The organism is [Clostridium] aminophilum DSM 10710, assembly GCF_000711825.1.
Lineage (GTDB): Bacteria > Bacillota > Clostridia > Lachnospirales > Lachnospiraceae > Clostridium_R > Clostridium_R aminophilum.
Genome location: NZ_JONJ01000015.1, coordinates 1 through 13,264, shown reverse-complemented (window position 1 = coordinate 13,264; position 13,264 = coordinate 1). Strand labels below are relative to the sequence as shown.

11 protein-coding genes and 1 pseudogene are annotated in these 13,264 nt (G+C 50.1%); 6 read left to right on the top strand and 6 right to left on the bottom strand.

What is annotated here, in order from left to right:
• The first annotated feature begins 21 nt into the window (after positions 1–21).
• Positions 22–1,794, top strand: coding sequence for a methyl-accepting chemotaxis protein (locus tag BR86_RS15295; protein ID WP_051684765.1), 1,773 nt, complete (start codon positions 22–24; stop codon positions 1,792–1,794).
• A gap of 233 nt (positions 1,795–2,027) precedes the next feature.
• Here BR86_RS15295 and BR86_RS0111025 read toward each other — a convergent pair whose 3' ends face one another.
• The 6 genes from BR86_RS0111025 to BR86_RS15290 all read right to left on the bottom strand — a co-directional run bounded on the left by BR86_RS0111025 (position 2,028) and on the right by BR86_RS15290 (position 7,527).
• Positions 2,028–2,297 carry a carbon storage regulator gene (locus BR86_RS0111025; protein ID WP_031473889.1) on the bottom strand — a complete coding sequence of 90 codons (270 nt, stop codon included), beginning with the start codon at positions 2,295–2,297 and terminating at the stop codon, positions 2,028–2,030.
• 27 nt (positions 2,298–2,324) lie between these two features.
• Positions 2,325–2,780, bottom strand: a complete 456-nt coding sequence (gene fliW / locus BR86_RS0111020) for a flagellar assembly protein FliW (protein WP_031473887.1) — start codon at positions 2,778–2,780, stop codon at positions 2,325–2,327.
• Positions 2,781–2,843: 63 nt separating this feature from the next.
• A complete protein-coding gene (locus BR86_RS0111015; protein WP_051684764.1) occupies positions 2,844–4,157 on the bottom strand; it encodes a flagellin N-terminal helical domain-containing protein in 1,314 nt (437 codons plus the stop codon).
• Between the two features lie 19 nt (positions 4,158–4,176).
• A complete protein-coding gene (locus tag BR86_RS0111010; RefSeq protein WP_031473883.1) occupies positions 4,177–6,126 on the bottom strand; it encodes a flagellar hook-associated protein FlgK in 1,950 nt (649 codons plus the stop codon).
• A 574-nt stretch (positions 6,127–6,700) separates the two neighbouring features.
• A complete protein-coding gene (gene flgN / locus BR86_RS0111000) occupies positions 6,701–7,144 on the bottom strand; it encodes a flagellar export chaperone FlgN (protein ID WP_051684763.1) in 444 nt (147 codons plus the stop codon).
• Positions 7,145–7,203: 59 nt separating this feature from the next.
• Positions 7,204–7,527: a flagellar biosynthesis anti-sigma factor FlgM gene (locus BR86_RS15290; protein ID WP_051684762.1), complete on the bottom strand. Its 324-nt coding sequence runs from the start codon at positions 7,525–7,527 to the stop codon at positions 7,204–7,206.
• A gap of 270 nt (positions 7,528–7,797) precedes the next feature.
• Here BR86_RS15290 and BR86_RS0110990 point away from each other — a divergent pair, with 270 nt between their 5' ends.
• From BR86_RS0110990 to BR86_RS0110970, 5 genes and pseudogenes are all read left to right on the top strand, one after another.
• The gene (locus tag BR86_RS0110990) at positions 7,798–9,201 is read left to right on the top strand and encodes a hypothetical protein (RefSeq protein WP_031473877.1); all 1,404 of its coding nucleotides are present in this window, start codon (positions 7,798–7,800) and stop codon (positions 9,199–9,201) included.
• Positions 9,188–9,472 (top strand): annotated as a pseudogene (locus BR86_RS16625) (EscU/YscU/HrcU family type III secretion system export apparatus switch protein); the annotation flags it as partial. The gene BR86_RS0110990 and the pseudogene BR86_RS16625, both read left to right, overlap by 14 nt.
• Positions 9,473–9,829: 357 nt before the next feature.
• Positions 9,830–10,897, top strand: a complete 1,068-nt coding sequence (locus BR86_RS0110980) for a lytic transglycosylase domain-containing protein (protein ID WP_051684761.1) — start codon at positions 9,830–9,832, stop codon at positions 10,895–10,897.
• A gap of 145 nt (positions 10,898–11,042) precedes the next feature.
• Entirely contained in the window at positions 11,043–12,551 is a 1,509-nt protein-coding gene (locus BR86_RS0110975) for a hypothetical protein (RefSeq protein WP_031473871.1), read from the top strand.
• Positions 12,552–12,711: 160 nt separating this feature from the next.
• On the top strand, positions 12,712–13,264 hold a 553-nt coding region (locus tag BR86_RS0110970; protein ID WP_031473869.1), incomplete at its 3' end, for a flagellin N-terminal helical domain-containing protein.

Below are 13,264 nucleotides of genomic sequence, written 5' to 3'. Positions count from 1 at the left end.
CAAGGAATAGGAGAATAGTTTATGGAAAGACAATCGACAAAACTGGGAATTCACTCATTGAAAGTGACAATCATTCTGATTCTTCTGGCGACAGCGCTCATTACCGGAATCGGAACGGCTTCATTTTCACTTTTCAGGACAATTCAGAACAACAAAGATCAATCTGCAGCTTATCGCAGCCGTCTGGAAAAGGATGTAGAGGAGAAGCTGAGACAGGAGACAGAGATTGCGCTCAGTGTGATCAACAGCGTCTATGAACAGCAGAAAGCCGGGCTTCTGAGCGAGTATGAGGCGAAGGAGCAGGCGGCGAATCTGGTGCGTCAGATGCGTTACGATAACGGCAGCGGCTATTTCTGGATCGATACATATGACGGCACAAATGTGGTTCTTCTGGGACGTGATACCGAGGGAAAATCCCGCTGGGATTCAACGGACCCGAACGGCGTCAAATTCATTCAGCTCATGATCCAGAACGGAAAGCAGGCAGATGGCGGATTTACCGATCTTTCCTTTGCAAAGCCGAATGAGACCACTCCGCTTCCGAAGCGGAATTATACCAAGGCTTTCGAGCCGTATCAGTGGGTTGTCGGAACCGGCGTATGGATCGATGACATCGATGCGGATCAGGCGGTATACGATGAGACTGCAAATGCGGCAATTAAGAGTATCATTGGAATTATGATTGTCTTCCTTATCATTCTGTTTGTTGTGCTGACGGTTATCTCCATGGCGATCGGCAACATGATCGTAAATCCGATTCAGAGAGTGACTGCGGCGGCAGAGCGGATCGCAGACGGCGATTTCAATGTCAGTCTGAAGGAAAATTCCAAAAATGAGGTTGGCGTTCTTGCGAAGGCATTCTCCAGAACAGTGGAGCAGCTTCAGAATTATCAGGGTTATATCGATGAGATCTCCGAAGTTCTTTCGAAGATTGCACACGGCAATCTGGATGTGGAACTGAAGAAGGAATATACCGGTCAGTTTGCGAAACTGAAGGATAATACGGATGAACTTCTGGAGAACCTGAATACCGTAATCGGCTCCATTCGTGAGTCGGCGCACATGGTAGACAGCGGTGCATCTCAGGTATCGGACGGCGCGCAGAATCTGGCACAGGGCGCGACCGAGCAGGCAAGTTCCATCGAGGAACTCTCTGCTGAGGTAACCGATGTCAATGACGCAACCAGCCGGACTGCGGACAGTGCAAGAGAGGCCCGCAGCAGAGCGAAGACAGCAGAAAAACAGATTCTTGTCAGCAACGAGCAGATGCAGAATCTCCGTGACGCTATGACGGAGATCACTGATAAATCCAAAAAGATCAACGGAATCATCAAGACCATCGATGATATCGCGTTCCAGACCAATATTCTGGCGCTCAACGCGGCGGTTGAGGCGGCGCGCGCAGGAGAAGCAGGAAAGGGATTTGCGGTTGTTGCAGGCGAGGTAAGAAATCTTGCCGGCAAGTCTGCCGATGCGGCAGCGGATACTTCCAACCTGATCAATCAGACGATCGAGGCGGTGGAGAGAGGTTCCGAGATGACCGAAAAGACCGCACAGTACCTGATGGAAACCAAGGATGCGACCGAGAAGGTTGTAGAACTGATCGAGTCGATCAGCGCAGCGAGCGACAAGCAGCAGGAGTCGATCAATGGAATCAAGACCGGTATCGATCAGATCTCTTCCGTTGTACAGACAAATGCGGCAACCGCAGAAGAGAGTGCGGCGGCAAGCGAACAGCTGACCAGACAGGCACAGGCGCTGGATCAGGAAGTAAGCAAGTTCACACTGAGATAAGTTTTGAGACAGATCTTCTCCGGAATCCGGTGAGATATAGAACTCTTCCTTATCAACAGAAAAACAGAAAACGAGGCGAAATCCGATGTTCGGGTTTCGCCTCGTTTTTGCTGTCAGGAAGCGTTAAGGCCATACTTGAAGGAGGGACTACTCCCGTCTCGTCATTGCCATACTTCTATGGCACAAAAAAACGGGCAGAACGTTTCGGCGTTCTGCCCGTTTCAGGTTGGTAATCATTTTTCTCCGGTTGATTCCTGGTCTGCTTCGTTGTTCTGGCGAAGAGAGGAGATCCTCCGGATCATCTGATCAACAGAAGTGGCATTGGAAGAAATTGCCTCTCGATTGATCGCCTCAGCGTTCGACAACTCCTCACGGATGATGGAGACCTGCCGCGGAGCGTCAATCGCCAGACGCACACCATCCGCTGCTGATTCAACAACGGTGATACGAATATCTTTGCCAATCAGGATACTTTCATTCTTTTTGCGTCTTAAAATGAGCATTTTCTTATACCTCGAAGCCTTTCTGCGTTATTTGTTCTCCAGAAGAGCGGAGAAATCGCCGACACGGTGGCGGAACTCATACGGTGAGTCACTCAGGATAACCTGCATGCCGGTACGGGTTGTCGGGTTCAGGATGATCGGACACTTCAGATTGACAGTATTGTCCAGATAATCCTCATGAAGAACACAGATGACATAAAAGCTAAGCTCATTCTCGGAAGAAACCTGAAGATAGTTGAGCTCTTCGTGGCGAAGAACCGGTGCGTAATCCGGCTCAAGGACGAACGGATTGATAACCACAAAGGCAATTTCCGGCAGCTCAATCGACTGAAGAAGAAGGATGGAGTTGTCTTCGCCTTCTTCCAGGCACAGAGGAATGAAATGTTTGCACTCGGTGAATCCGAACAGGCCGTCCGGGAAATTCAGCACATCACTCTCTTCATATTCAACGGTTCCGTAGTCTCTGGTTTTAAGTGTAAGCATTCTGTGTACCTCGCATCATAAGCAGTGAAAAATCAAACGTTACAAAGTTTCATTTATCAGCTTTTACTTTACAAAATCGAACAGAGAGTTCTGCATGATCTTGGATCCAACCTGCATTGCCGCGTTGTAGGCATACTGATCGGAGTACATCTTCGCGATGGCCTCGTACGGATCGATTCCCATACGGTCATCGTATTCATCCTGGTAGGTGTCCATCTTCAGCTGCAGGCTTTTCTGCGTGTTCTCAAGGAGCGCGTAGCGGACACCGGACTCACGGTAGGTATTGCTGACACGGTTTTCGGATTCCTGCCATTTTCCGAGGATGTTGCCGAGAGCGTGATGCATATCGGAACGGACTTCGTTGGAATTGCCGTGCTCTTCGAGCTTTGCGCAATAATCGGAGGTTGTATAAACCGCTTTGGCCGTCAGGAAGATCGGTGAATCCATCAGATACTTGTCCAGATTGTCGTATGCGGTATCCTGGAAACCGGTGATATGGCCGGTTGCGGAATCAATATTGGCCAGTTTGCGCACCTGATTGGATGTGATGCCGGTCAGCATATTGAGACCGCCGCTGTTCGTGTCAAGGAGTGTATCGCGCACACGGATATCGCCGTAGCCGAGATCCACATGTCCCTGCTCGGACATGGCGCGAAGAATCGTGGTCATCGCATCACGGCCGGTTGCCTCCGAGCCGTCAGCGTAGGTTACCTTGTATTCCAGACTGTAGCTGTATCCGCCGTCGGTCTTCTCATATGCCTCGTTATAGGCATCTTCATCCAGCACCATACCGCCGTTACCGTCTGATACCATGTAGTCGTCCTTGTTGATATGATCTCCGCGTACCAGCGTCATTTCCATCTTGGATGCCGCGGTATCGCCCGGGAAAATGTGGTTGAACGTGAAGGTATTGCCGGAAGCATCCAGCTGGAACGGATAGGTGGTAAGGTCGTTTCCGCCGTATACATAATAGTTCTCGTAGGTCGCGTTCATATCGTTGACAATGGTCTGCGATCTTGTCTTGAACTCGTTGATGACCGTGTTTACGGCAGAAGGATCCGTGTTGCCGGAATCATTATTGATGAAAGAGAGTTTGGTGTTGATATTCCGCATCTCTTCCTGGATTGCGCGTGCACCGGATTCCTGCTGATAAAGACGGTTCTTGACAGACTCGGATACCGTATCCTTTGCATCCGCGTCCATGTACAGATTGTCAAGCTTTTTTCCGGCGTAGTAGGAGAGCGGATCTTCCTGTGCGCTGGAGAACTTCTGACCGCTGGAAACCTGTTCCATCGAGTGGTTATATTCCGCTTTCAGTTTCTGAACGGTCTGAGCGTACTGTTTGTAAAAAGTTCCGCTGGTAACTCTGATTCCCATAGTTTAACCTCTTTTCGATTTAGCCTTTGATTGCAAGCAGAGTCTGAAGCATTTCATCCAGTGTGGTCATCAGCTTTGCAGCTGCGTTGTAGGATGAAACATAGGTCATCATGTTTGCGGCTTCTTCATCCATGCTGACGCCGGAGATCTGATCTCTCGAAGAGGAGATCGCGTCCAGAACAGCCTGGTTTGTTGCGGTTGCATTTGCGTTGGCTCTTGCGTCATTTGCCAGGGTGGTGGAAATGTTGTTCATGTAATCCGAATAACACTTGCCCTGAAGGACGGAATGCGGATCGGACATGGACTGAAGAATATCCAGAATCGTGTCAGTGGTATTGTCACCCTGCGTTCCGATGTGGGTGTATCCGTTGCTCCAGTTGTCGCTGACGGTAATGTTCTTTGCGGTGATATTTCTGCTGGTCTGCCGGTCGGAACCCGAATCGGTGCCGCGGTTGACCAGAAGAAGATACTTGTTGACGACCGGATTCCCGTCTGCGTCGACCGCATTGTCGTCACTCGCATCGATGACTTTATCCGCGCTGCTGGAATTGCGGTAATCCGCGACTGCCTGCGCATCGCTCGGTCTCGTATAGGAGTGATCCGCATTCTGCACGGCGTTGGTACCCTGATAGTTTGCGACATTCAGCTTCTCGGCAAAGGTGTTTGCCAGAAGATCCAGACGCTTCATATAATAATCGTATCCGTAGTATGTGCCTTCTTTCAGACCGGTCGGATCTCTCAGAGGATCTCCGCCGTCCGCAAGTGCATCCGCGGTCAGGTTGCGGGCCTCGGCGAGCATATCCATGCTTGCCTGAAGGGAGCCGGAACCGAGACGCATCCGGACATCCTCGCCCTTTTCGGAACTTGCGGAATCCGGAACCGCGGTCTTCTCGGCATCGGTCATATTGTTGAAGTGATGGTTTGACGCATTCTGGACGCCGGTGAAGCGAACCGCCGTATTCAGCGGATTGTCCTCGGTATAGGCATCGCTGGCAAGACCGACGCTTCCATAGTTTTTGCCGTCGGTTCCCTTCAGAGAACCGTTGACCAGCGTCATGTAGCGGGTTTCCTGTGTAACCGTTCCGTTCGAATCCGTAACCTGAGCGGTGTAGACCAGCTCGACACGGATGTCCTCCGGATAGTTGGACTTGCCGACCGTGCGGCCTTCCTTATCATAGGCAAGGCCGAGGTTGCGGCCGTCCGGATACTGTGCGAGCAGTTCCGGGTCCGTCGGTACCTCATCATGCTCGTAGAAAGAGGAGACACGGATCGGAATGATCTTGGAAAGCTCATCGAGTTTCAGATTTCGCTGATCCATCATCTCCAGCGCGCTGTTATTCAGAATCTGGTTTTCTTTGATCTTGATATTCAGATCACCGATCTCCTGAAGAAGACGGTTGACATTCTGAATGGCGCCGTTCTCACTGGTGCCGGTTCCGTCGATCTTGTGGAACTCGTTTGCTTCGGCGAGCTCAATCTCGCGTGCGGCATTGTTCAGAAGATTGGTTGTGGCTTCCACACTGGAACGAAGCTGCGCCTCATAGACAGAATCGTTGACTTTGGACGGATCCTGCATGCTGGTGAGCGCCGTCTGAATACCGTCGAATGCTTTGCGGATACCATCCACGTTGGTCTCATCAAGCAGGGTCGCGATGGATTTCTCCGATGTCGCGATGGTGTTGTTGTATTCTGTGATGGCATTCTGTGAGCGGTACTGTTTATCAAGGAACTGATCACGCATCTGGGTGATTCCGTCCATGGAAACACCGAAGCCTACGTTGATATCGTTCTCATTCATATAAAAGGAAGTCGGGTTTTCGTAGTTCAAGCTCGAAGTCTGCAGTTTCTGACGTGTATATCCTTCCACGTTCATGTTTGCAAGGTTCTGGCTTGTTACATCTAATTTTTTGGAATTCGACTGCATTGCACTCAGTGCAGAGGTAAATCCCGCAAAAGTGGCTCTGATCATGAAAAAACCCCCGTTTTGGAATCTCTTTTTTCTACTGTAGGTTTATCGACGTTAATCAGGAAAACATTAGAAAACAATGAAAAAAACCGCCCATATGAAAGGGCGGTTCACGCGCGGCACCGATATGTCATCACAGATGACCCGAAACCGCTGTTATTAACCGGCAGCGCTGGCCGGCCGATGCATGTCCCGAAGTGTTTTTGGAAAATAGAAAATTTTACTATCACAAAACGAACGCACCAAAAGAAAAAGGTGTGCTTGCTTTTATGATTTTTCATGACATGCTGTCACCAAAAGGGGCAGGGGGTCCTCTTTGAGTGAGAGAAATGTCATCCTGTAATGCCATTATAGCAGATAGAAATCAAAAAAACAATCATAAATTTAAATTTTTTTTGATTCTCTCTATTGGCTTCCTGTATCGCGAAAAAAATGATAAATATATCGCGGATAAAGGCGATCGGGCAGGGTAAATCATTCCTTCCTGCCCGGTTTCAAAAGCCGGTTTCCGGCACAAAAAACAGACCGATCAACGAATTGCTCAGCCCTGTCGTTAGAGAATATGAAAAACCGGCCCTTATGCCAGTGTGTTTGTGTGCAGGCGATCCTGTTTGACCGGTGCGTCCGCGCTGTGAAGCATCTCCTGGATCTCGCTCAGACGAACCTGCATAATGCGGTCGGAGGATTCCTGGGACTGCTGAAGACGGTCAAGAATATCACCAAGATCGGAGAGAACCGGTGCAAGAAGCGCTTTTTCCTCCGCATTCACAGACGAAAGAATCTGCGAAGCGGTCTTTCCGTGAAAGCCCAGAGAGGAAGCAAGTTTTGTGCGCTTCATTTCCAGTCCGCGGAAGTTCATCAGCTGCGGCTGAGAATCCTTTACGAGACGATCCAGCGTCTCCGGATCCTTTTTGGAAGCAGCAGAAGAAAGTGCCTCTTCCAACTGGATCAGTTCAGAGGCACAACTGCACTGTTCTTTTAAGACATTACAGAATTCCTTCAGTAAACTCATATCACTCATTATTCGCCCTCAATATGTACGGCATGCGGTTTTGACCGGAATGCCGGAATCCTGCACAATCAGCCGAAATATCCGAGAAGTTTCTCGGCAATCCGTCTGCTGTCCGGCTCATACTGGCCGCTCTGATAGAGTTCTTTCAGTTCAGCAACGCGATCGGATGATACCGGACGGCTGATCTGCTCTTTAATCTGACGAACGAGGCCATTTACGAAATCGCTGTCAGATGCTTTGGCTTTTTTTGAAATGGTAACAGTATCATATGCGCCGGAAACCGGAGTATCCTTCTCGCGAACGGTTTCGGATGCAGCTTTTGATACGGGTTTCAAAGTTACGGAATGACTGGCCGCTCTCGCGACCTGCGCTGTTCTTAAATTGATATCCATAGGATACCTCCCCCTGATAAGTAAAACACTCGAGACTGAAAAATTAGTCTCTGCATACTATCTATCGACTCATTTTACCACGATATAAGAATCATAAAAATAAATATTAAAAAATAACTGGGATTTTTCGAAAAAACATTACAAAGAAAAAATGACATTATATAATAGTATAAAATATCGACGTGGAAAAGCTAATAATTTCTCTAATAAATGTCGATAATAAAACAGATAAGACGAAATGTATCAGTTTACATTTTTTATGGAGTGGATATGCCGAACATCTTACAAGTGACCGAGCCTGGCGTCAGCAAAACGCAGCAGATAAAAAACGATCTTAATATCAAATCGCCTAACGTCATACTTCCGCAGGGGCCCGACGCGGTCACCGGCGTTGCCGGAAAGGAAAACGGAGCTCAAAACGGTGCTTCCGGTGGCGGAGTCGATTTTGCGAGCAATTACCAGAACTTCCTGACGAAACTGGGCGAGAGCGCGGAGATTTCGAAGCAGCTGGCCAATCTTCTGTTCGGAGCGGATACACAGCTTCAGGCATCGGAGATCACTCCGCAGTTTGCGGAGCTGATGGATACGCTCTATTCAGAGCTGACGATGAACAGCGCGGATGAGATTGCGAAATACATCGACGATCAGCAGAAGACGCAGGTGATGTTCAAGGGCGGTTTTTTTGACGCGATCCGAAAGATGATGAAAGACGATATGTCTCCGGTCATGCGAAGCAATATTCTGCGTTTTATTCAGCAGTACAGCAGTATGGCGGAAGGACCGCATCATCTGGAACAGATGAAGAATCTCGGTGAGGATATCCGCAATCTGATGCTTCCGTCCGTCCGCGGCGATCTGGAAGACGTTCTGGAACAGATGGACTGGGACGCACCGGCGGGCGATACGAAGAAGAATACGGAGATTCTGAACAGTCAGGTTATTCCGTTCCTGTCAAAATATATTTCCAGAACCCACAATTACGGACCGATCCGGACGGCAAGCGTTCTTTTTTCGCTCTATGCCGTGAAATACGAGAACGGAGACAGTGATGATCTGGACGCACTGTTCAAGAGACTGATGCGGTACGGTGATTTCGGACTGTTTTTTGAGGATGAGCCGGAGGCAGAATACGCAAAGCTAAAGGAAGAACTGCAGAAGCAGCAAGGACAGCCCATATCAAAACTGATCGCCGATGTCCTCGAGAGGGGTGCCAGAGGCGAGGGCGGAGCTGACAGCGCCGACCGTGCGCAGCAGGTTATGAAGCATCTTCTGATGAATCAGAGCGTCTATATGCCGCTGCTTCATATGCTGGTGCCGTTCCGATATCAGGATAAGAATGTCGTTTCTGAGATGTGGATTGATCCGGACGCGCACCGCGACAGGAATTCGGAAGGATCCGGAAAGAAGATATTTGTCAAATTCAGCATCCAGAAAGTCGGAAGTTTTGAACTGGTTGCGTATATGGAAAAGGGCGCTCTCGATATGCAGCTCTTTGTTCCGGGCACACTGGAAGAACAGTACAGCAATGTCAACCGGCAGGTGAGTGAGATTGTCAAGAGAAACGGCCTGCGCATCAACAGTCTGCAGGTTGCGGAAAAAGTCAGAGATCTCAGAGTAGATCAGGTATTCCCGGAGATCCGGGAGAAAGAAAGAGGAATCAATGTCACAGTTTGAGTCGGTTCAGAAGCAGAGAGCCGCAGCGCTGAAATACGATCCGGAAAAAAACGGAGCACCGGTTATTGTCGCTTCCGGCATGGGATATACCGCGGAGCGGATCACCGAGGCCGCCATGCGCGCCGGCGTTCCGGTCTATGAAGACGATTCTCTTGCATCCCTTCTCACCCAGCTGAAGATGGGGTCTGAGATACCGCGAGAACTTTTCCAGGCGATCGTCGAGATCTATGTCTATTTTCTGGGCTTTGGAGCATCCAAAGACGCAAACGGGAATCCGGTCAAGGCGGAAACAGCTGAGAATGCGGAAAACGGCGGTGCTGCCGGTGAGAATGGTTTCACTTCCGTCGGTACCGCTCTGGCAGAGGGACAGATCCTGGCGGAACAGGCGGCGGCAAAGGGCAATGAGCGGGCGATGCGGACCGGTGACAGGCCGGTCAATCCGGCAAAGAGCGGCCTTTCGTCGGAGGAAGCGGCGGTAGAGATCGCAGCAGCGGCCGCGGCATCCGTGATTCAGAAAGCGCCGGCAGAACGGAATGAGAAAAAAGAGAAGGAACCTTCGGAAGTGGCATGGAAGCCGCAGCGCTATCGCGCGGACGGCACGAAAGTGGAAGACGGAGGAAGATAATCGATGGGACTCATGGAATCCATTACGGAACTGAATAACACCGGAAAAGGAAGAAGTCTGGACACGAGGATTCTGAACGAGAATACCAGGGTGATCCGCAATACCGGCGGGGGGACCCGGAATGAAGCTGCGGTTTCGTCCGGAAGTTCGTCCGCGACCTTCCAGCAGATGGTCAGCGCGGTGAAGAAGACGGATTCCGCAACAAAGGCGGTGAAGACATCTCTTCCGCTGGAAGGACAGAAGAAGACATCGGGGACATCAGCATCACAGAAACAATATCTTTCGGCCGGAACTTCCGTCCGAAAGAACAATTCTACCGGGCTTACCGGAACGATGACGCAGGATCTCTTCCGTTCGGCGAGCCATATTGACCGGACCACTTCGATGGATGAGATGTTCGAGCGCGCCGCATCCGCGACGGGACTTTCCACCAAGCTTCTGAAAGCGGTGGCGAATCAGGAATCCAGTTTCAATCCGACGGCAGTATCCAAGGCCGGCGCAATGGGCGTCATGCAGCTCATGCCGGCAACCGCGAGAAGCCTTGGCGTCCGGGACCCGTTTGATGCAGAACAGAATATCATGGGAGGAGCAAAGTATCTTGCACAGCAGCTTCAGCGATTCGGCGGAAACATTGAAAAGGCGCTTGCGGCCTATAATGCCGGACCGAATGCGGTGGAAAAATACAATGGAATTCCTCCATATAAAGAGACACAGAACTATGTCCGCACAATCATGTCCAAGCTGAACGGCGGCGAGATCTCTGCCGGATATGTGAAGGGATCGTCCTCATATTCCGCGGCGAGTGCCGATATGCTCGGCATCGGATCAAGCTTCGGTGATGTTCAGTCCATGCTGTTGTCCTCCGGACTCGGCGGAAATGATATCAATGCGTCGCTGATGTCTCTTTTTGCCATGTCAGCGCAGAATGGTACGGGGGACGGATCGACACAGAAACTGGATGCGAAAGCATATTCCAGCATGGTGGAAATACTTCGGATGCAGATGCTGATGAAGGCAAGCGGAAGTATCGGCGATTTCGGAGACAGCGACAGTGGATTCAGCGTGATCTGAAATCACGGGATGCAGTAGGCGAATCGGGAAAAATCTGATATGATGGTGGGGAGATCCGACGGAATTCTACTGACATTCGAATGGTGGGGAAAAAAGGCTAAATATCGGTGCATTACCGAAGACAAGAAAGGCAGGACCGATCGATATGGGGTTTTTTAAGAAGTTTTTAAATGGGGCAACCGAGTACGAGGCAGACATCATGGAGGACGAGCCGGACGAGGAGCCGGAGGAAGACAGCAAGCTCACCCTGCAGTCCATATCGGGAAAGGTTATTGCGGAACTGGGGCGATCTGATCAGGTCGAATACCGCAACCGGAAAAATGAAGACGAAGTATCCATTCTTGTCCGCAGGAAAGACGGGGAAAACATCAAACTGATCTCCTGTGGGATTCCCGACAGCGTATCGGATCAGAATGAACTGTTTCATATGATGAAGATGGTCACCGACGATATCGGAAGAGCCAGAAGAAACGGCGCGGAGACCATTAAGATTCCAACCAATGAATACGATCTGTATGCGTATATCCGAAACCGTCCGTCCATCGATGTTGATCTGGACAGTCTCGAGGAGTCGATTGGAACGGATACGAAATCCTCTGTTCTGTCGGATTTTAATTCCGATATGCACAGTGGAAAGAGAGTGGATATCTATTTCACCCTGAGTTCTATTTATAATGAAGAAGCGGTCCGCATTCTGCGTGACGCATATGCAAAGTATAAGAACATTCATTTTAAAGAGATCCATCTGAAGGATAATAATTATGCCTTCTGGAACAATGCCGAGATCCAGAATCAGATCCGCCAGGATCCGAGCGCTGCGCTGATCGGTGTCGGCATCATTGGCGCAAAGCCGTCGCACTGTCTGGCTCTGATCAACGATGACCGGTCTTCTGTGATTCACAAGGCGTCGGTTCTGGCCAATCATCAGATGACGACGAGGGAGCAGCTTCTTGAGGCACAGTGGCTGGAGCATGCGGCCGGAGTAAACCGGGTCGGCAATAAGCGCCGCATGAGCCGGGATGTTATCCGCAAAGCGATCATCGAGCTGGCCATTGATGAGGCAAAATACCGTATGCCGCAGAGCAAGATCGATGTCTACGCGGATGCTGTCCGCGCGCTGCCGCAGCAGAATGCCGGAATCAATCTCCTGAAGGTTCCGTTTATGGATAAGACGCTTCTGAAAAACATGGTGCCGGAGATGGAAACCGGCATTGTCGTTGAGGTTGCGCAGAGGGATCTCTATTATTACGGAAAAGAACATGCGATTGAGATGCTGAAGCAGCAGTATCACTGGAAAGACGGAGAGAGCGGTGAAGCCATCTGTGACGTCGTCTTCCCGGAGAGACTCCGCGAATACGAACTTCAGGCGCTGGCCATCAGTCTCCGCCAGGAGTATGTCACCGAGATGAATGCGCTGCTTGCGAGCAACAAGAATCTGTCCGTTGCCAAGGCATACGGAAATGTGAAAGAACTCGTGAATAAGTACAGCACGAAGTCGCTGCAGATGGAAGATCAGATCGCTCTTCTGGATCTGGTGGAGAATCTGAAGAATGAGAACGCGAAGACGTCCATCGAGAATATCATTCGTGAGACATTGACCACAGAGTCCCCGTTCCGTTCCTTCGGAGAGCTGTTCCATAAGAGGGGAAGATAAGATTTCAAAAAGCTCACGAAAAAAGCTTATATATATTTTTCAAGAGCCGATGATAATAAAGTAAAATAAAACAAGTATTACACCGCCGGGTTCCATGCTTTACGGGATCCGGGATCGGGACAGGGAGGTTCCGGTAGAAGGTAAATTTAGGAGGTAATCTATGGTTATTCAGCACAATATGGCAGCTACCAACTCTTACAGACAGCTCAACACCAACAACACTTCTCTGAACAAGAACCTTGAGAAGCTGTCTTCCGGTTTCCGTATCAACCGTGCGGCTGATGATGCGGCCGGTCTTGCTATTTCCGAGGCAATGAGATCCAAGATCAACGGCCTTGATCAGGCACAGGCAAACGCAAACGATGCAATCGGTCTGATTCAGACAGAGGAAGGTGCTCTTACTGAGACTCACAGCATGCTGCAGCGTATGACAACCCTTGCAACTCAGGCTGCAAACGGCACATACAACACAACATCCCGTGATTCCATCCAGAAGGAGCTTGATGAGCTCGGCAACGAGATCAACCGTATCGCGAACAACACCGATTACAATGATATCAAGCCGCTGGCACAGAGCCGTGAGGAAGGTCAGGTAGATTCCATGACCATGCAGATCGGTGCGACCAAGGGCGAGACTCTGAGACTGAAGGGTCAGGATATGACCGTATCCGGTATCTTCAAAGATCTTGACACCATCAAGGTTAAGGATGACG